This window comes from Streptomyces sp. NPDC006529, assembly GCF_040611795.1.
In the GTDB taxonomy this organism is placed as follows: domain Bacteria; phylum Actinomycetota; class Actinomycetes; order Streptomycetales; family Streptomycetaceae; genus Streptomyces.
This window is the reverse complement of record NZ_JBEXPB010000038.1, coordinates 26,748-45,005: the sequence shown is the minus strand read 5'-3', so window position 1 is coordinate 45,005 and position 18,258 is coordinate 26,748. Positions and strand designations below refer to the sequence as shown.

The 18,258-nt window shown below is 74.9% G+C and carries 18 protein-coding genes and 1 pseudogene; 5 read left to right on the top strand and 14 right to left on the bottom strand.

Features of this window, described 5'->3' with window-relative positions; all coding sequences use genetic code 11:
• Positions 1–23 precede the first annotated feature (23 nt).
• A complete protein-coding gene (locus ABZY31_RS23675; RefSeq protein WP_356413420.1) occupies positions 24–323 on the top strand; it encodes a WhiB family transcriptional regulator in 300 nt (99 codons plus the stop codon).
• Between the two features lie 60 nt (positions 324–383).
• On the top strand, positions 384–1,529 hold the full coding sequence (locus tag ABZY31_RS23670) for a YihY/virulence factor BrkB family protein (RefSeq protein ID WP_356413418.1): 1,146 nt from the start codon (positions 384–386) through the stop codon (positions 1,527–1,529).
• 158 nt (positions 1,530–1,687) lie between these two features.
• Here the strand turns inward: ABZY31_RS23670 and ABZY31_RS23665 are convergent, their stop codons facing one another.
• From ABZY31_RS23665 to ABZY31_RS23655, 3 genes are read right to left on the bottom strand one after another with little or no spacing between them, the layout of a single operon-like run.
• Positions 1,688–1,954, bottom strand: coding sequence for a DUF4235 domain-containing protein (locus ABZY31_RS23665; RefSeq protein ID WP_356413416.1), 267 nt, complete (start codon positions 1,952–1,954; stop codon positions 1,688–1,690).
• Complete coding sequence (locus ABZY31_RS23660; RefSeq protein WP_356413414.1) at positions 1,951–2,361, bottom strand: DUF3618 domain-containing protein; 411 nt, start codon at positions 2,359–2,361, stop codon at positions 1,951–1,953. Before ABZY31_RS23660 ends, ABZY31_RS23665 begins: the two co-directional genes overlap by 4 nt.
• Positions 2,358–2,771 carry a phage holin family protein gene (locus ABZY31_RS23655; protein ID WP_356413412.1) on the bottom strand — a complete coding sequence of 138 codons (414 nt, stop codon included), beginning with the start codon at positions 2,769–2,771 and terminating at the stop codon, positions 2,358–2,360. The genes ABZY31_RS23660 and ABZY31_RS23655 overlap by 4 nt, the downstream gene beginning before the upstream one ends.
• Between ABZY31_RS23655 and ABZY31_RS23650 the strand changes: the two genes are divergently transcribed.
• Positions 2,705–3,391, top strand: a complete 687-nt coding sequence (locus tag ABZY31_RS23650) for a WhiB family transcriptional regulator (RefSeq protein WP_356413410.1) — start codon at positions 2,705–2,707, stop codon at positions 3,389–3,391. The genes ABZY31_RS23655 and ABZY31_RS23650 overlap by 67 nt on opposite strands.
• Here ABZY31_RS23650 and ABZY31_RS23645 read toward each other — a convergent pair.
• From ABZY31_RS23645 to ABZY31_RS23625, 5 genes are read right to left on the bottom strand one after another with little or no spacing between them, the layout of a single operon-like run.
• The gene (locus tag ABZY31_RS23645) at positions 3,349–4,095 is read right to left on the bottom strand and encodes a metallophosphoesterase (protein WP_356413409.1); all 747 of its coding nucleotides are present in this window, start codon (positions 4,093–4,095) and stop codon (positions 3,349–3,351) included. The two genes, ABZY31_RS23650 and ABZY31_RS23645, sit on opposite strands and share 43 nt — an antisense overlap.
• Positions 4,092–4,346: a hypothetical protein gene (locus ABZY31_RS23640; protein ID WP_356413408.1), complete on the bottom strand. Its 255-nt coding sequence runs from the start codon at positions 4,344–4,346 to the stop codon at positions 4,092–4,094. The genes ABZY31_RS23645 and ABZY31_RS23640 overlap by 4 nt, the downstream gene beginning before the upstream one ends.
• Positions 4,343–5,023 carry a nucleotidyltransferase family protein gene (locus tag ABZY31_RS23635; protein ID WP_356413406.1) on the bottom strand — a complete coding sequence of 227 codons (681 nt, stop codon included), beginning with the start codon at positions 5,021–5,023 and terminating at the stop codon, positions 4,343–4,345. The genes ABZY31_RS23640 and ABZY31_RS23635 overlap by 4 nt, the downstream gene beginning before the upstream one ends.
• A 59-nt stretch (positions 5,024–5,082) precedes the next feature.
• Positions 5,083–7,467: a phosphoketolase family protein gene (locus tag ABZY31_RS23630; RefSeq protein ID WP_356413404.1), complete on the bottom strand. Its 2,385-nt coding sequence runs from the start codon at positions 7,465–7,467 to the stop codon at positions 5,083–5,085.
• The gene (locus tag ABZY31_RS23625; protein WP_356413460.1) at positions 7,464–8,474 is read right to left on the bottom strand and encodes an NAD-dependent epimerase/dehydratase family protein; all 1,011 of its coding nucleotides are present in this window, start codon (positions 8,472–8,474) and stop codon (positions 7,464–7,466) included. Before ABZY31_RS23625 ends, ABZY31_RS23630 begins: the two co-directional genes overlap by 4 nt.
• Positions 8,475–8,767: 293 nt before the next feature.
• On the opposite strand from ABZY31_RS23625, the pseudogene ABZY31_RS23620 reads away from it, so the two are divergent.
• Positions 8,768–9,758, top strand: a pseudogene (locus ABZY31_RS23620) (glutathione S-transferase C-terminal domain-containing protein).
• A 42-nt stretch (positions 9,759–9,800) separates the two neighbouring features.
• On the opposite strand, the gene ABZY31_RS23615 reads toward ABZY31_RS23620, so the two are convergent.
• From ABZY31_RS23615 to ABZY31_RS23600, 4 genes are all read right to left on the bottom strand, one after another.
• Positions 9,801–10,493 carry a hypothetical protein gene (locus ABZY31_RS23615; protein ID WP_356413403.1) on the bottom strand — a complete coding sequence of 231 codons (693 nt, stop codon included), beginning with the start codon at positions 10,491–10,493 and terminating at the stop codon, positions 9,801–9,803.
• A 3-nt stretch (positions 10,494–10,496) separates the two neighbouring features.
• Positions 10,497–11,552: an SCO0930 family lipoprotein gene (locus ABZY31_RS23610; protein ID WP_356413402.1), complete on the bottom strand. Its 1,056-nt coding sequence runs from the start codon at positions 11,550–11,552 to the stop codon at positions 10,497–10,499.
• A gap of 127 nt (positions 11,553–11,679) precedes the next feature.
• A complete protein-coding gene (locus ABZY31_RS23605; RefSeq protein ID WP_356413400.1) occupies positions 11,680–13,128 on the bottom strand; it encodes an NADH-ubiquinone oxidoreductase-F iron-sulfur binding region domain-containing protein in 1,449 nt (482 codons plus the stop codon).
• On the bottom strand, positions 13,125–14,282 hold the full coding sequence (locus tag ABZY31_RS23600) for a hypothetical protein (protein ID WP_356413398.1): 1,158 nt from the start codon (positions 14,280–14,282) through the stop codon (positions 13,125–13,127). Before ABZY31_RS23600 ends, ABZY31_RS23605 begins: the two co-directional genes overlap by 4 nt.
• Before the next feature lie 356 nt (positions 14,283–14,638).
• Here ABZY31_RS23600 and ABZY31_RS23595 point away from each other — a divergent pair, with 356 nt between their 5' ends.
• Entirely contained in the window at positions 14,639–15,802 is a 1,164-nt protein-coding gene (locus ABZY31_RS23595) for a helix-turn-helix domain-containing protein (RefSeq protein WP_356413397.1), read from the top strand.
• A gap of 143 nt (positions 15,803–15,945) precedes the next feature.
• Here ABZY31_RS23595 and ABZY31_RS23590 read toward each other — a convergent pair whose 3' ends face one another.
• Together ABZY31_RS23590 and ABZY31_RS23585 are read right to left on the bottom strand one after the other, a co-directional pair.
• Positions 15,946–17,325: a DUF1996 domain-containing protein gene (locus ABZY31_RS23590; protein WP_356413395.1), complete on the bottom strand. Its 1,380-nt coding sequence runs from the start codon at positions 17,323–17,325 to the stop codon at positions 15,946–15,948.
• A 9-nt stretch (positions 17,326–17,334) separates the two neighbouring features.
• A complete protein-coding gene (locus ABZY31_RS23585) occupies positions 17,335–18,012 on the bottom strand; it encodes a DUF4142 domain-containing protein (protein ID WP_356413458.1) in 678 nt (225 codons plus the stop codon).
• Positions 18,013–18,258 lie beyond the last annotated feature (246 nt).

Genomic DNA, 18,258 nt, shown 5'->3' with positions numbered 1-18,258 from the left:
CCGGTGGTAGGAGAACGATGGGAATGGCGAAGGTGTCGCATCTGCCCGGGCGGGCGGAACACCACTGGATATGGCAGATGGACGCCGCGTGCCGCGGTGTCGGCTCGGAGGTGTTCTTCCACCCCGAGGGCGAACGCGGCCAGGAGCGTGCCGAGCGCGAGGAGGCGGCCAAGGCGGTGTGCGCGGCCTGCCCGGTGCGCGCCCGCTGCCTGGAGCACGCCCTGCGCGTGGCGGAGCCCTACGGCGTCTGGGGCGGCCTCTCGGAGAAGGAACGCCGCTCGGCCGTCGGCTCGGCGGACCAGGCGGACACGGCGGCGGCCTGACCCCAGGCCCGGTGGCGCCCGCGGTGACATGAGTTCCGCAGAACTGGAAATCCGCGGGGTATGACACGCATCGCGAAACCACACCGTGAGGGTGAGCAGGAGAACCCGGGGCCGGGCGGGCACGCGGCTGCGCCACCGGGGGCTCCGGACAACCGGACGGTCGGCCCGCCCGGCGAGCCGACCGGCTCCGACCATCGGACCGCCGAGCCGGGTGACTCCCGCGAGCGGATCGGCGACCGGATTGAGGCGGCCGAGGAGCGCGGTCCCGATCGGCCGACCGAGCTGCCGCGGCGGTCCTGGTGGGCCGTACTGCGGGGCACGGTGCGGGAGTTCTCCCGGGACGAGCTGTCCGACCGCGCGGCGGCCCTGACCTATTACGGGGTGCTGGCGCTCTTCCCCGCCCTCTTGGTGCTCGTGTCCGTACTGGGCATGACCGGTGAGTCGGCGACCCGGGAAGTGCTGGACGCGCTGCGCCGCGTGGCTCCCGGGGCCGCCGGGGACGTGATGGGCGACGCGGTCGGGCAGGTACAGGGCCGCAGCGGGGTCGGCTCGGTCGTGGCGGTCATCGGTCTGGTCGTGGCGCTCTGGTCCGCCTCCGGCTACACCGCCGCGTTCATCCGCGCGTCCAACGCAGTCTACGACGTGCCCGAGGGCCGCCCGGTCTGGAAGGTCCTCCCGCTCCGCCTTGCGCTCACGGTCACGCTGATGGTGCTGGCCTGCGCGAGCGCGCTCATCGTCGTCTTCACCGGGGCCCTGGCCCGTCAGGCGGGCGACCTGCTGGGCGTCGGCGAGAGCGCGCTGACGGTGTGGTCGATCGCGAAGTGGCCTGTGCTCGTGCTCCTGGTGACGGTGATGATCGCGCTCCTGTACTGGGGCGCGCCGAACGCCAAGGGCCGCGGCTTCAAGTGGGTGACCCCCGGCAGCTTCCTCGCCCTGCTGATCTGGATGGCGGCCTCGGCCGGATTCGCGTTCTACGTCGCGAACTTCGCCTCCTACAACAAGACCTACGGCGCCGTCGCCGGTGTCATCGTCTTCCTGGTGTGGCTGTGGCTCAGCAATCTCGCCATCCTGCTCGGGCTGGAGTTCGACGCGGAGATGGCCCGTCAGCGGGCGATCTCCGGCGGGCTGGCCAAGGGGGAGGAACCGTACGTCGAACCGCGCGACACGCGCGCCTGGACCGACGAGGACCGCCGCCGCATGGAGTGACCGTCGTGCAACGAACCAGGTGAAGGACCGCGGGCCCGGGGATTCCCGGGCCCGCGGCATGCCCGGGACTGCCGCCCCGCGGCACGCAACCGGCGCCGGTCCCCCCGCAGCGGGGGGACCAGCGCCGATGTGCGGTACAGCGTGCGGTACAGCGGATCTCAGCCCGGCCAGGTGCCCGTCAGGCGGCGGGTGGCCACGGCTCCGGAGCGGTCGACGGCGGCCTTCACGACGGCGAAGATCGCGCCCTGGAGGCCGGCGGCGATGAGGATCTCCTTCCAGGAGCGGTCCTCGTCGGTGGCGTCGGGGGCGTCCCCCTCCCCCTCGACCAGCTTCCAGACCTGCTTGAAGGCCATCCCGGCCAGCATGCCGCTGAGCGCGCCGAGGGCGAACCCGACCGGCTTGTACGCGACCTTGGACGCCTTCACTTGCGCCCCCGCGCGCGGCGCACGAGCAGGAACACGAGCACGGCGCCGCCGAGGGCCAGCAGCGGGGTGCGGTTGGTGCGCGCCGCGGCCACCGCCTGACCGGCCGTGTCGAGGACCGGGTCGGGGGTCTTCTCCTTCACCCGCCGCGCCGCGTGCTCCGCGCTCTCCCGGAGCTGGCCGGCGACCACCGCGGCCTTCTCCACGGCCTGGTCCTTCACGGCCACCGCCTTCCCCTTGGCCTCGGCCGTCTTCTCCTTGACCTGCGCCGTCTTCTCCTTGGCCTGCGCCTTCACATCGGCCTTGTGGGCGAGCGCCTCGACGGTGCGGCCCAGTTCCTCGCGGGTGTGCTCGATCTGGTGGCGCAGCTCCGCGGCGGTGGCCTCGTCGCTCTGCGACTGCTCGGTCATCGGTGTGTCCTCTCCTTGATCTCGGCCACGTCGGCCTTGACGCTGTCGATGGTCCGCTCGGGTACGGGCGGGCCGGCCCGCGTGATCCGCTTCTTGCCCACGCCCGCCAGTACGGCGGCGAGTGCCGCGAGCAGCGCGGCGAGGATCAGGGCCGAAGCCCACACCGGCAGCACCAGGGCCAGGGCCGCGATCGCGGCCGCCGTCACCGCCTGCGCCGAGAGGACACCGAGCAGGCCCGCGCCTCCGAGCAGGCCGCCGCCCTTCCCGAACTGTCTGCCCTTCTGTCCCAGTTCCGTGCGGGCGAGCCTCATCTCCTCGCGCACGAGGGTGGAAATCTGTTCCGATGCCCGCGAGACCAGCACGCCCACCGAGTCGTCCGCGGGGCGGGACTGTCGTTCAGCCGTACTCACGATGCGCACCCTTCTCTCCGTCTGCGTCGTCCTACCGGGGACCGCAGGTGACCGAAGGGGGGTCCGGACCCAGGGCGTGTGCAGCCCCGGGACGACCCGCCGTCCTGCCTTTTTCCGTTCGCGTGCTCGCGGCGGAGCGCGTCCGCCGCCTCCCGCGCGCCTGCCCCCGGCTCCGCGACTCATTCACCGGGCGGGGGTGGGCGTTTCAAGAGGGCGCGACGGGCCAGACGAGGGCGAGTACGGGGACGTACGCGACGTGGCGAAGGGAGCCCGGGGTGGGGCACGTGTCTCGTCCGCCGGAAGCCGGTGGAGGCCAGGGGCCGTGGCGGGAGCGGGCCGAGTGCCGTCGCCTCGGCGCGCGCCCGTTCTTCCGCGCGCGCCTCGACGCGCCGGCCGCTTCCCCCTCCGCCGTCGCCGCCGCGAAGGAGGTGTGCGCGCTGTGTCCGGTGCAGCCGCAGTGCCTGCGGCACGCCTTGCGCAGGGGCGAACCGGCCGGGGTGTGGGGCGGACTGGACCCGCGGGAACGCCGCCGCCTGCTCACCGCGCACGCGGAGGGCCCCGGCGCACCGCCGCCCGGTCAGGGGCCGGCGGCCGCCTCCCGGGGACTGCGCAGGTGGTAGACGGCGAAGGCGTTGCCGATGACGGGCATCGCCACGTTCCGCACCCGGATCCCGCCCGCCGTCATCCCGTGCTCGGTGCCCGCGTGCGCGTGCCCGTGGACGGCGAGGTCGGCCCCCGCCCCGTCCATCGCCTCGGCGAGGAGGTAGCTCCCGAGGAAGGGGTAGATCTCCAGCGGTTCGCCGGCGAGGGTGTCCGGCACGGGTGCGAAGTGGGTGAGGGCGATGCGCAGTTCGCTGCCGTCCTCCTCCAGCGCGCACAGGGCCCGTTCCAGGCCTTCCGCGCAGTCGCGGGTGTAGCGGATGAAGGCCTTCATCTCCGGTTCGCCGAACTCGCTGCCGCTGCGTCCGGCGAAGCCGCCGCAGAAGCCCTTGGTCCCGGCGACGCCGACCCTGGTCCCGTCGATGTCCAGGGTGACCCCGGTGCCCTCCAGGACGTGCACGCCCGCGGCGGCCAGCTCCGCCGTCACGGCCTTCTCCTGGTCGCTCTGGTAGTCGTGGTTGCCGAGCACCGCCACCACCGGCACGTCCAGCCCCGTGACCTCGGCGGCGACCACCCGCGCCTCCTCGACGGTGCCGTGCCGCGTCAGGTCCCCGGCCAGCAGCAGGAGGTCCGCCCGCTCGCCCAGGGTGTCGAAGGCGGGCCGCAGGGTCCCGTTGCTGCCGGGGCCGAGGTGGATGTCCCCGACCGCGGCGACCCGGATCACCACAGCTCCTCGGAGTGGTCGGGCGGTACCGGCCGGCAGACGGTGACGTCCTCGCGCCACTCCACTCCGGCGAGTTCCTCCGCGGCGATGCGCAGCACCTCGGCCCGGCACTCGGGGCTGGTGACGCTGCCCCGGACCATGGCGCCCGCCCCGTGGACCTCGACGCGCACGCCCAGTTCCGCGAGGTCCTCGCGGGCCAGCCGGTCGTACAGGCGCCCGATGCGGTACTCCGTCTGCTCGCGGCCGGTCATGACCTCTCCTCGGTGGCGGTGTCCGGAGCGGGCTCCCGGTCGCCGATGACCCGGAGCCTCTCCAGGAGGTGCAGGAAAGCGTCCGGCAGCGGCTCCGCCCGGTACGCCCGGTCCAGCCGGTGCCAGTCGATCTGCTCCCGCAGCATGCGGGCCATGGGCAGGAGGTCACCGAAGTCGCAGTAGTGCTCGCAGAGCGCGGCGAGGCGGCTGTCCATGAGGTCGGTGGGGGCGAGGACGGGCATCCACACCGAATCCACCGCCTTGAGGTGGGCGCGCTCCAGCAGTTCGGTGCTCACCGGGCGGCGGGCCAGTTCGAAGATCAGGTCGATCTCCTCGCCGCCCGAGCGCCCCTTGACCAGCCAGTCCTCCGGGGCGCGGCGCATCTCGATGCCGCCTGCTTCCAGGGCCTTGACCGCCGCCTCCGCGTCCTCGGGCCGGACGCAGAAGTCGGTGTCGTGCTGGAAGCGGGCGGGCAGGCCGTGCGCGAAGGCGGCCACGCTCCCGGCGAGCGCGAAGGGCAGCCCGGACCGCTTCAGAAGCGCGGCCACCAGTTTGGTGGTCTCCAGAATGGCCTGGGTGTGGTCCTTGGGCAGCGGGCCCGCGGCGGGAGCGGGCGGGCTCAGTCCGGGCGGCGGGGCCTGCCCCGGGGGTGCGTGCGGCGTCTCCACGGTCGTCATGGGAAGCGGGTACCCCCCACGCACGAGCGAAACACTCCCGGCGCCGCCGATCCGCGGCCTCATCCGGACCACGTCCACTCGGTGACCGCGGCCGGGTCCACCCCGGTGCGGCGCAGTTCCGCGCACAGCGCGTCGCGCTCGCGCAGGTACCCCGCCGCGAGGTCCCGGTACCGGTCGCGCCGGGCCGGGTCGTCGACCGGCAGGTGCCGCAGGACGGCGGCGGCGAGGTCGTGGCGGGAGGTTCCGTTGCGCACCAGCAGGTCGTAGGGGGTCGTGGTGGTGCCCTCCTCGACGTAGCCGCGGACGTGGAACCGGTCGGGGCGCGGGCGTCCGTGGAGCAGCTGGTGCACCGCCGAGGGGTAGCCGTGGAAGTCGAAGACGACGGGGGTCTCCTCGCCGAACAGGGCGCGGAACCGGTCGTCGGCCATGCCGTGCGGGTGCCTGTTCGGCGGGGCCAGTGCGCAGAGGTCCACGACGTTGACGAACCGGATCCGGGCTTCGGGCGCGTCGCGCCGCAGCAGGTCGGCGGCGGCGAGCGATTCGACGGTCGGGATCCCTCCGGCGCAGGCGAGGACGGCCTCGGGTGGGCGGCCCCCGTCCGTACCGGCCCAGGGCCAGGCGGCCGCGCCCGCGCGGCAGTGGGCGCGGGCGGCGTCGAGGTCGAGCCACTGCGCGGCCTCGTGTTTGCCCGCGACGACGGCGTTGACCTTGTCCGTCTCGTCCAGGAGCCGCTCCATGGTGACCAGGAGGGTGTTGGCGTCGGGCGGCAGGTAGACGCCGGTGACGGCGCTGTTCCGGTTCAGCAGGTTGCTGAGGAAACCGGGGCCTTGGTGGCTGTACCCGTTGTGCTCCTGGCGCCAGCCCTCGCTGCTGAGGAGGTACGTGAGGCTGCTCACCGGCGCGCGCCAGGGCACTTCCCGGGCCGCCTTCAGCCACTTCGCGTGCTGGTTGGCCATGCTGTCGACGACGGCGGCGAAGGCCTCGTAGGTCGGGAAGAGCCCGTGCCGTCCGGTGAGCAGGTAGCCCTGGAGCCAGCCCTGGCAGGTGTGCTCGGACAGCATCTCCATCACCCGGCCGTCGCGGCTCAGGTCCTCGGAGTACTCCTCCACCGGCCAGACGTACGCCCGCCCGCTGGAGGCGAGGACGGTGTCCAGCTTGTTCGAGGCCAGCTCGTCCGGGGAGACGATGCGGAAGTCGCTGTCCCCGGCGGTGGCGGGCATCAGCTCGGCGAGCCAGCCGCCGAGCACCCGGGTGGGGCTCGCGGTGGCCGTGCCCGGCCCCTTGCCGGCGTCGACGGCGTGCGGGCCGATCGGCGGCAGGGCGAGCGGGCGGCGCAGGACTCCCCCGTTGGCGGCGGGCTGCGCACCGATGCGGGCGGCCCCGTCCGGTACGACGGCGAGCACCTCGGGTACGGGCCGTCCCGCCGCGTCGAAGAGTTCTTGTGGGCGGTAGCCGCGCAGCCACGCTTCGAGCGCCCGCAGCTGCTCCGGGTCGTCGTGGACATCGGGCAGGGGCACCTGGTGGGCGCGGAAGGTGCCCTCGACGGCCAGGCCCCCGACCTCGGCCGGGGCGCCCTGCCCCTTGAGGCTGCGCAGTACGATCACCGGCCACGCGGGCCGGACCGGCTTGTCCCCCGAGCGCGCGCGGAGCTGGAGGGAGCGGATCGCCGTGTGGGCATCGAGCAGGGCCTTCGCGAGCGGGTCGCCGGGCGGGTCGCCGGTGACGTCCACGATCCGCGGGTCCCAGCCGTAACCCCGGAAGAGCGCGGTCAGTTCGTCGTCGGACATCGTCGCGAAGACGGTCGGCGAGGAGATCTTGAAGCCGTTCAGGTGCAGGACCGGCAGGACCGCTCCCCCGGACACCGGGTCCAGGTACTTCGTCGAGTGCCAGGCGGCGGCGGTGGGCCCCGTCTCCGCCTCGCCGTCGCCGACGATGCAGGCGACGATCCGGTCCGGCGCGTCCAGGGCCGCGCCGAAGGCCGTCGCCAGGGCGTAGCCGAGTTCGCCGCCCTCGTGCAGGGTGCCCGGCACCGCCGGGGAGAGGTGGCTGGGAAAGCCGTCGGGGGCGCAGTAGCGGCGCGCAAGTTCCCGCAGCCCCCCGGCGGTCCTGGCCAGGGCCGGGTCGTAGTCCTCGTGGGTGCCCTCCAGCCACAGGTTGGCGTGCAGGGCGGGCGCGCCGTGGCCGGGCCCGGTGACCAGGAGGACGTCCGCGCCGCGCTCCCTGACCAGGGTGTTCAGGGCGGCGTAGACCCGGGTGATGCCGGGGCAGGTGCCCCAGTGGCCGAGCAGCCGGGGCTTGAGGTGCTCCGGGCGCAGCGGGTCCCGCAGCAGGACGTTGTCCCGGAGGAAGACGAGGGCCGCGGCCACGTAGTCGGCGGCCCTGCGGTAGGCGGCCGGATCCGGCCGACGGGAGGGGTGGGCGGGCTCGCGGGCGGGCTCGTTCACGACGCGGCCCCGGCCCGGTCGGCGGCCAGCGGGGCGGTGTCCATGCCCGCCCCGGCCCGCAGGCCCGCGAGGAACTCCTCGATGGCCTCCACCGAGGTGTGCGCGGGTTCCCAGGACAGCTCCTCGCGCGCCCGGGCGGCGTCCATCAGCGGCAGCCGCAGGACCGCGTCGAACAGGTCCGGTGAGGCCGGTACGAGGTGCAGCCGCCAGGCGGCGGCGAGGGCCGCCCTGACGGGGCCCGCGGGCATCGACAGCTTCCGCGCGTCGAAGAGGCGGGCCAGCACGTCGGCGTCCACGGGCGGGTCGGCCGCCAGGTTGAACGCCCCCCGCACGGGCAGGGTGACGGCCGCGCGGTAGGCGGCGGCCGCGTCGTCCGTGTGCAGGGCCTGGAAGCGCAGGCCCGGCAGGTCGGGGACGGCGGGCAGCAGCCGGGGGCGGACCAGGCGGCCGGGGAGCAGCCGTCCCGCGAAGATCCGGCGCTGCTCGGAGGCGGACTGCCGTTTGAAGAGGAAGCCGGGGCGCATCCGGACCACGCGGATGTCCGGGTGCCGCTGCTCGTAGGCGTCCAGGACGCGTTCGAGGTAGGCCTTCTCGCGCGTGTAGGCGGCCTGCGGCCAGCCGTGCGTGGGCCAGGACTCGTCCACGGCCCGGTCTTTGGGGCCGGGCGAGTAGGCGCCCACGGACGAGGCGTGCACGAGGACGGGGACGCCCGCCCGCGCGACCGCGTCGAAGACGCGGATGCTCCCCAGGACGTTGGTGCGCCAGGTCTCGGCGGGGTGGTGGGTGGGCTGGAACTTCCAGGCGAGGTGGATCACCGCGTCCGCCCCGGCGAAGAGCGGTTCGAGGTCGGGGCCGCCCGGTTCGATGTCCACCGCGTGCCAGCGCGTCTTCGCGGGCCGCCAGTCGGGCACCCTGCGGGCCAGGCCCGTCACGGCCCCCACCGCGCCGTCGGCCGCGAGGGCGGCCACGACACTGGTCCCGACGTTCCCGGTGGCGCCGACGACCACGATGCGCGTCCCGCCGGGTTCTTCCGGACCACCCGGTCCTGGCTCCTGTTCGACGGTCGCGCCGGGGTCCGCTGCCGCCGGGGTACGTCGCGTCATCGCGTCGGCTCCTCTCCAGAGCGTGCTGCCGCTCACCGCGAGCAGGAGGGCGCCTACCCGGGCCGGCGGACCCCATTCCCGCCGGGTCCAGCAGCGGCCGGCGGCGGCCGGGCGCGTGTGAACGGGCCGTTCCCGGGCAGGGGCCCGGCGTCCCCTGTCGCCGAGCCGTGAACGGACGGAGGAGGCCCGTGAGCTACGTGAACCCCGGCGGAGCGTTCGCGCGGGACGACCGCTACCTGACCACCCGGATCACCCGCGACGGGCGACGGCTTCCCCGTCGAGCCGGGCCGCTACCGGCTGGTGGTCAGCCGGGCCTGTCCGTGGGCCGGGCGAGCGGTCATCGTCCGGCGCCTGCTCGGACTGGAGCGGGCCCTGCCGATGGCCGTGGCGGGCCCGACCCACGACGAGCGCAGCTGGCGCTTCGACCTGGACCCCGGTGGCCGGGACCCCGTGCTGGGCATCGAGCGGCTCCAGGAGGCCTACCTCGCACGCGACCCCGAGTACGACCGCGGCGTCACGGTGCCTGCGATCGTGGACGTGCCCACCGGCAAGGTGATCACCAACGACTTCCCGCAGATGACGGTCGACCTCTCCCTGGAGTGGACGGAGCACCACCGCGAAGGGGCGCCCGCGCTCTACCCGGCGGAGCTGCGGCCGGAGATCGACGCCGTGAACGAGGCGGTCTACGGGGACGTGAACAACGGCGTCTACCGGGCCGGTTTCGCCGGGTCGCAAGAGGCGTACGAAGCGGCGTACGCGCGCCTGTTCGCCCGCCTCGACCAGCTCACCGAACGCCTCGCGCGCTCCCGCTACCTGGTCGGCGACACGCTCACCGAGGCGGACGTCCGGCTGTTCACGACCCTGGTGCGCTTCGACCCGGTCTACCACGGCCACTTCAAGTGCAACCGGCAGAAGCTGTCCGAGATGCCGGTCCTGTGGGCGTACGCGCGCGACCTCTTCCAGACGCCCGGCTTCGGCGACACCGTCGACTTCGACCACATCAAGCGCCACTACCACCTGGTGCACAAGGACATCAACCCGGCCGGCATCGTCCCCGCCGGCCCCGACCTGTCGGGCTGGCTCGCACCGCACGACCGGGACCGGCTCGGCGGCCGCCCCTTCGGGGACGGCACCCCGCCGGGGCCGGTGGCGCCGGAGGAGGCCGTCCCGGGCGTGCCGGGCGCGTAGGCCTCCTCCGGCGGGCCGGGCCCGGCGGGAGCGGGTACGTCCTTACGCGTGCCCGGCGTGCGAGGGGTGCGCCGGGGTCGGGGAGGCCGCGGATCCGGAGGGCGCCGGGGCGGGGGGCGGCGCGGCGGGAGCCTCCGGGGGGCCGGTGTGGGGGCCCGTGTGGGCGCTCCCGGACTCGATGGTTCCGCCGAGGCGGGCGCGGGCGGGGGCCAGCGCTTCGGGTGAGGCGGCGGTGACGACCCAGCGGGCGCCGACCAGGTAGGCGCCGCCGTACGCCCGCGACTCGGCGAGCCAGGCCGCCCGGCCCGCGTCGGCGGCGAAGGTGGCGATGCGGTAGGCCCCCGGGCCCGAGCCGCAGGCGCCCTCGCGCAGCTCGTCCGCCTCCACCGTGACCTCGGCCGTGCAGCCGAGGGCGGCGGCGAGGTCCTGGAGCGTGGGCGAACCGGGCGGGAAGGGGGCGGGGGAAGCGACGGCGGGGGCGGCGGGGGCGCGCCGCGCCGACGGCTGCCCGGCGGGTGCACCGCAGGCGGCGCACAGCAGGGCGAGGGAGAGGCCGAGCCCGGCCGTCGCCGGCAGGAGGCGGCGGGCCGCGGGCCCGGGCGCGGGCGGCGGCCGCAGGGGGCGCGGCCGTGGCGGTGGCTGCGGGCGCGGCGGGTGCGGCGGCCGCGGTGGCTCCGGCGGGTGCGCCAGCTCCGGCAGCTCCGGCCGGAGCGGTGATGTCGGCGGTCGCGGCACGGCTCAGCCCGCCGCCGGGGCCTTCTTGCCCGCGTCGGTCACCGCGAACCAGAGCCCCTGCTTGTTGTGGCCGTTGGTCTGGCCGGGCGCGGTGTCACCGGTGAAGGTGTAGACGGGCCAGCAGTCGATCGTCAGCTGCATCGTGCCGTCGGGGCGCTTCACCGAGCCCACCAATGCGGCGGCAATTCCGTTCACCTTCTTCTTGTCCACGGCCGCGGCGGGCTTCCAGGTGTCGAGGCACGCCCCGAGGCAACCGAATTTCATCGGCCAGGCACTGTCGTTGTTGAACCGGTAAAGGGTGCGGCCCTGGCCGTCCATGAGAATGTTTCCGAGTTTCGCGTCGTTCATGACGGATAGTTCCGCACCCATCTGTCCCATGGACATGCCTTCCGCCGGTTTCGGCGCCGCCGGCTTCTGGTCGACGGCCTTCTTTCCGTCGGCCGCCAGCGCGTGCCAGGTTCCGCCGACCCCCTCGCCCTTCGCCTCGCCCGGCCGGCTGTCCTGCGCGTACCGGTACACGGGCCAGCCCGCCAGGGTCAGCTGGCGGGTGCCGTCCGGGCGGACGACCGCGCCCAGGAGGTTCGTGTCGATGCCCGCCGAGGCCGTGGCGTCATCCGCCGGAACCGCGGGCCAGGTCGTGGCGCAGCTGCCGTCGCAGGCGGACTTGGGCGGCTGGGCGGTGTCCTTGTCGAACCGGTAGAGGGTGGCCCCGGCGCTGTCGGTGACCACGTTGCCCACCGCCGGGACGGCGCGTACGGCCAGCTGCCCGGCCGGCGCGCCCTTCGCCCCGGCGCCGGCCGCGGAGCCGGAGCCGGCCGCGGGGTCCGCCGCGGCGTCCGCTCCGTAGCCGGAACCGGAGCCGGAACCCGAGCCGTACCCGGCGCCGTATCCGTCACCGTTTCCACTGCCGCCGCCCGGGGATTTGCTTCCGGCCGGCTGCGCCGCATTCGCGGTGCGGAAATTCTCGGTGTCACTTCCGCATCCGGCCGCCAGCAGCACCACGGCGGCCACCGATCCGAGCATTACCCCACGACGCTTGTTGTTCACGACTGCTCCCAAGATTTCCAGGATTCGGATGACGACCGGCGCTTTTCACGCCGTGTTCCATTCATAGGGCCCGCGGACCCCGTTCCCTTCGGATCTCCCGGAATTTGTCAGATCGCGCCAAACGGTGAACTGCTCCGGCCTACTCCTGAATACGCAGAGCGAGCGCCGGACAACGCCGGACCGCCCGCAGGGCCTTCGGGCGCAGCGGCGCGGGGACCTCCATGACCCCCTGAGCCGGATAGCCGTCGCCGTCGAGCCGCACGACGTCGGGCAGCAGGTCCACGCACAGGCCGTGGCCCTTGCACAGGGTCCAGTCCACGACGAGCCGTTCGGGGTTCGCGTCGGCGGGCAGCGGCAGGGCGCCCAGGACGCGGCGTCCGCAGCCGCTGCCGACCGCGTGGTCGCGGAACTCGTCGGGGAAGACGGCGAGCGCGGAGGCCACGAAGGACGAGGTGCCGTCGGGGTGGCTGCACGCGCCGCGGCCGCGCACCCCGCGCATCCGTGCCTCCACCGCTTCGAGGGCGGCCCGGCCGCCCCCGTTCACGAGGTCGGCGACGGCCCCGGCCAGCGAGGGCAGTCCGCGCACGCACGGACCGCACTGCCCGGCGGACTCCTCGGCCATCCAGCGCACCACCCGGGCCACTTCCCCGGCGGGGCAGGTGTCCTCGGGCAGCGGCAGTACGGCTCCCGCCCCGAGCACCGCGTCGAAGGCGGCGAGGGACTCGCGGGAGAGCACGGCGGCCAGCGCCGCGCCCGGGGTGAGCCAGCGCCCGTGGTAGCCGCCGACCAGCACGCCCTGGCCGGGCGCCGCGCCGCACAGCCCGAGAACGTACGCCAGCGAGGTGCCCATGGGCACCTCCACCACGGTGGATCCGGCGACCGTCAGCAGGGTGGTCCCCGGTTCCGCGGGCAGTCCGACCGCCCGGTAGTCCAGGGCGCCCAGCCGGGCGGCGACCGCGAGTTGGGCGTACGTCTCGGTGTTGGAGAGCAGGGTCGGCGCTCCACCCAGCCCGCGTTCGCTGGTGCGCACCTTCTGACCGGACGGCAGCGCCTTGCCGCCGTCGAGTCCGGCGATGAGGGCGGTGCTCTCCCCCGTGACGAACCGTTCGGGGAGCCGGGTGACGCGGACGCGCCGGCCGGCGGGGCCGCGTTCGGCGACGGCGGCGCGCGCCGAGCGCTCGACGTCCTCGCGGGTCACGCCGACGACCACGTCCTCGGTGCCCAGGGCGGCGGCGGCCAGCAGGGCGCCGTCGAGGACGAGGTGCGGGACGTGCAGCCACAGCGCGGCGTCCTTGAGGCAACTCGGTTCGCCCTCGGTGCCGTTGACGACGACGGCGGAGCGGCCCTCGCGGCCGCGGGCGGAGCGGGTGACGGCGCGGAGCTTGCGGGCGAAGGGGAAGCCCGCTCCGCCGCGCCCGCGCAGGTCGGTGTTCTCGGCCAGGGCGAGGAGTTCGTCGGGCCGGTAGCGGGGCATGCTGCCGTGCACGGCGAGGTGGCCGCGCCGGTCGAGCCGGTCGGCGGCGTCGAGCCCGGCCAGCAGCCGGGGCTGCCCCACGCAGCCGAGGGCCGGGTGGGGCGCGTCCGTCACTGCCGGCCCCGGATTCCGTCGAGCGGTCCGGCGGGCCGGTCACCGGCCACGACCCCGCCGACGCCCCACGGGGGGCCGTACGGCTGCGGTTCGGGCCAGGGCATGACCGGCAGCGGGGCGGGCGGCCCCACCGGCACCGACCGGCCGGCCACCACCGGCGCGGCCGCCGCCCGCGGGGTGAGCAGCGGATCGGCCGCCGCGGCCGGTGCGAACGGCGCCTCGGCCGGTACGAGCGGTGCCTCGGTCGGCGCGCCGCCGCGCCGGTCCGCCTGGCGCCCCGGGCGGGTGACCGGCCGGGCCGCGGCCGGTTCCGCGGGCTGGTGGAGGAACGACCGCGACGGCGCGGCCGAGCGCGGGCCGGGCACCCGGGCGGCGGACGGCGCCGGGGCGGCGGGCCGGACCGGCTGCGCGGGGCGGGCGCGCAGCCTGCCGCGCAGCCGCAGGGCGAGCACGCCGGCCACCCCGACCAGGCAGAGGGCGTACGAGACGGTCACCCAACCACTGGCGGAGCGGCCCGACTTGAGCCCGTGCACCAGGGACGCGCCCCAGGCCGGGTAGGCGCCCATGTGCAGGGCGCGCCACCACAGGGAGCGGCCCTTGGTGGCGAAGGCGCTGCGGACCGCGCCGGAGACCGCGACGGCCACGAAGAGGTAACCGGCCAGTGTGCCCAGCCCGATGAGGAGGGCCTGGTCGGGGTCGGTGAAGGGGACGGCGACCGCGGTCGCCGTGGTCCGCGACCCGGCCACCTTGACCCAGACGTGCAGGGCGAGGAAGCCGAGGCCCGCGACGGCGAGGCCGCGGTGCGCGCCCTGGGCGGCGATCCGGTGGCCCGAGGCGAACAGCGTGCGGTCCGTCGCGGCCAGGCCCCACAGGACGGCGGAGGTGAGCGAGACGAGCGAGAGCACGCCCGCCCCGTAGTCGAGGAAGTCCCACAGGTGGGACAGGGCGCCCGCCCGGGCGGCCACGCCCAGGGAGACCAGGGCGGCGAGGGCCGCGGCGGCCAGGGCGCCGGGGTGCGGGCCGCCGCCCGCGGAGAGCAGGGGCGGCCGTCGCAGGGCGCGGCGGCCGACCGCGGCGGCCGCCGCGGCGCCGGCGTGGCGTCTGGTGCGGTGGGCTCGGTGCGAGCGGGGCGCGCGGATCTGGGACAGGGGCATCGGGTTCTCCCATACGCCAGGACCGAGCACTCCACGTCACGCGCTCGGCGCCCGGGGTGATCGTCGGAACTGCTCGGCAGCGGGCGGCGGATGGGTGCCTCGCCGACCGGGGAGCGGGGGCCGGAGTGCAGAAGCATCGTGGAGCTTCGCAACGCCTCCACAGGATTTATCGAAACGTGACAAGTTCTGGTGCCCACAGCGTCATCGCATCGAGTATCCCCGGAAGATTCCCTTCCAGTGGTGCGGATGTGACCGGCCCGACGCGCGGTTCACCGCTACACAGGGGGAGGCGGGCCCCGTCGGGGCGTGCCACCCTCCCACGGGACAGGCCGTACCCCGGCATGAACGAGGTAACAATGTGCGAACTTCTCAACCGCATCTGGTCCCGCCCCCGCGGCGAATGGACCCGGGTCCTGCGAAAGGAACTGCCCGCGCTGGCCGCGGGCATGGTGGAGGAACTGCGCGACGGGCTCCCGGAGTTCTCCGCACTCGTCGAGGACCTCGGCGACGAAGCGGTCAGACAGCGGGTGGAGGCGGCCCTGCTCACGGTCCTCGGTTATCACGAGGGCGCCGGCCGCGCGCCCGGCGCCGAGCCGGAGTGCGATCCCGCCCTCGCCCCGGACCACCGGCGGCTCCCGGACCACCCCCGGATCCCCAAGCAGCGCGACGACGAGTCCCCGGTGCGCGCACCGCGGCCCGCCCTGACCGCCGTTCCCGCCCAGGGCATCGCCGCCGACCGTGCACGGCGGGAACTCTTCGCCGCGCTCACGGGTGACATGACCATGACCGACGCGGAGCTCGGCGAACTGGCCGCGGCGGCGCACTGGCCCCTTCCGGCCACCGTCCGGGCCGTCGCCGCGGCCACGCCGGGCGAGACCCAGCAGCTCGCCGCCGTCCTGGAGGACGGCCTCGCGGGTCTGGCCGGCGGGCAGCCCTGCCTGATCGTCCCGGCCCCCGACCCGGACGCCCGCGGCGCCCTGGAGGGCGCGCTGCGCGGCCGGTTCGCGGCCGTCGGCCACCCGGTCGCGCTGCGCGACACCGCCTCCTCGCTGCGCTGGGCGCTGCGCCTGCTCGCCCTCACCCCCACCCGCACCGGGCTGGACGCGCGGGCCGTCTTCGTCGACGACCACCTCTCGACCCTGCTGCTGCTCCAGGACGAGCCCCTGGCGCACGCGCTCGCCGCGCGCTGGCTGCGGCCCCTCAACGACCTCACCCCCCGCCAGAGCGAGCGGCTCGAAGTGACCCTCCTCGCCTGGCTCGAAGGCGGCGGCGCACCCGAGGCGGCCAAGGCGCTGAGCGTGCACCCGCAGACCGTCCGCTACCGCATGCGGCAGCTGGAGAAGCTCTTCGGCCCCGGACTGCGGGACCCCCGCACCCGCTTCGAGCTGGAGATGGCCCTGCGCAGCCGCCGCCTCATGGCCCAGGTGCGGCGCCAGCACTCGCGGGCGGGCCGCCGGGCCCGCGGCGGCGCCCCCGACTTCCGCCCCCTGGACGTGATGGCCCGCGTCAACGGCCTCTGAGCCGACGGCAGAACGCGCCGCCCCCCACACACCACAGGCCCCGGCCCCTTCCCCGCCCGTACGGCGGAGGAGGGGCCGGTGCCACGCCCGGGGCGGCGCCGGGGAGGTGGGAGGGGGAGCGCCGCGCCGGGGGTCACAGGGGGTCAGCGGCAGGCGCGCCCGCCGTTGATGCAGCGGACCGCGTTCGCCATCAGCCCGTCCGACATCACGTTGATGAAGTCACCGTGGTCGGTCACCGGCTTGTGGAGCTGCTCCGGGAAGCTGTCCACCGCGAACCGGGCGCCGGGGGCCACGCCGTAGACGATCCGCTGCACCAGCTGCGGGATCGCCTTGAACCCGGCGGGGCAGGCCCCGTCCTTCCCCGCGAAGGCCACGTGCGTGCGGTGGTTGGCGCTGTCGGTGTTGCGGCCGTCCCAGCAGCTCTGGAAGCTGAAGGTGCGCACGACGTCACTGCCCTTGGGACAGATCGGGTACTTGTCCTTGAGCTGGCGGTTCTCGAAACCGGTGCAGCTCCAGGACGCGTTGGCGTTGGCGGGTCCGTTGGTGAAGGCCTTGGCGTCACCCGTGATGATCCGCAGGAACCGCGGCATGGCCGTCACCTTGGCGGCCGCGCTGCCCTTGAACTCGGTCGTCACCTGCTTCGGCTTGAGGATCGTGCCCACGTTGGCGTCCTGGCCCCCGCCGGGCGCCTTGGCGTCCTGTTCGGCCCGGCCGTCGCGCAGCCGCAGCACCGGCCAGTAGTAGGTGGACTGGTCGCCGTTGGTGCAGGTGGTCCCGGCGGCGGCCAGGCTCTTGTTGGTGGAGAAGGCGTCCGTCGTCTTGTTGCCCACGTAGTCGTGCATGTGGTGGGCGCCGTTGCCGACGCCGGGGGCGACGATCACGTTGTCGGGGTTGAGGTGGCGGTTCTCGTTGCGGCCGCAGTTCACCGTGAGGGATCCGGTGGAGGCGCGCGAGGAAGCCGCCGGGGGGCGCACGTTCGGCCGTACGGTGTTGATGGCGACGAAGTCGCTGCGCGCCGGGCCGCCGCCCGCGCCGCTCTTGCGGGCCAGGGCCTGGGCGTCGCCGCCGGCGGCGGGCTCGTCCGCCGGATCGGCGGCCGCGGCCTGCTTCATCGTGCACGTCCCCAGCGCCTCCAGACCCGCGGGGCGGGCGGACGCCTTGCCGAGCGTGTCGGAGATCCGGCCGATCGTCGTGCCGCGCTGCTGCTTCAGGCCGGCGAGCAGGGCGTCGCCGCGGGCCCGGCCCGTGGCGAGCTCCGCGTAGGCGTCGGCGACCTGCCCGTCCAGCTGCGCGAGGTCGCCGTCGACCGCGGAGCGGGCCTGTTCGGGGACGTCGCGGAGGGTGTCACCGACGTCGGGACAGTCGATGGTGGCCGTCACCGGGGCGCTGCGGGCGGCGTCCTGGCCCGCCGAGGCCTGCTGGGTGACGATCACGACTCCCCCGCCGCCCAGGGCGAGGGCGCTGACCAGGGCGAGGGCCTTGTACCTCGGCCGGAGACGGCGTTTGTGGCCGTTCTTGCTCATGCGATCACTTCACTTCGTCGGTCGGGGGACGGTGGAGGGGGCGGGCGTGGCGTCGGCGAGCCCGTCGAAATCGACCAGCCCGCTCGCTTCGAGGACCTCGATGTGGTCCAGGACGGTGGTGTTGGCGTCCGTGGCCAGCCCCCGGACCATGGAGTTGCGGGTCTGGGCCCGCACTTGGGCGACGAGGGCGAACACCTTGCCGTGCGCCCGGCGCAGCAGCTGGACGAACAGCCGCTCGTACTCAGCCCCTTGGGCCCGGTCCAGCTGGTCGAGCCAGCCCTGCTGCTGTGCGCTGGGCCGGTCGGGCAGGTCGACGCCGAGGGCCTCGCCCACCTCCCGGACGCGCCGGTCGAGTTCGGTGTGACCCTCGACGAGGTGCTCGCCGGCGGTGTGCACCGCCGGCCGGGTGCCGCGCTGCTGGGCCTGGCGCCCCGCGGGCAGCTCCCACAGTCCGGCCAGCCGCACCTTGCGGACGAAGTCCCGGTCCTGGGGGCTCAGCGGGCCGAAGGCGGTGCTCAGGGTCCCGGCCCCGTCGTCGTCGGGCGAGGGGGACTTGGCGGTCGCGGCGGCCGCGCCGGCGGTGGTGCCCGCGAACTTCTGCACCGGGATCAGCAGCGCGATCAGGGTGCAGGCCAGGGCGCCGATCACCACGACCGTACCGATCACCTGGCGCGAAGCGCCGGACATGCTGCCGACGGACGAGCGGCGGAATGACAGCACCGTGCCTCCTTGTGCGTGGTCCGGGAAAGCCGCGCCGTGTCTGCCTGTCGGCGCGGTGCCCCCGGGTGCCAAGGGACGCTAGGCGAGTGGGACGGCCCGTACGGAAGGCCCCTCACGAACGGATAAAGTTCCGGGCGGCGCGGCGGGCGGATGGTACGGTTCCGCCCGGCCGCCCCGGATCGGGCCCCGCGAATCCGGCGGTTCTCAACTACC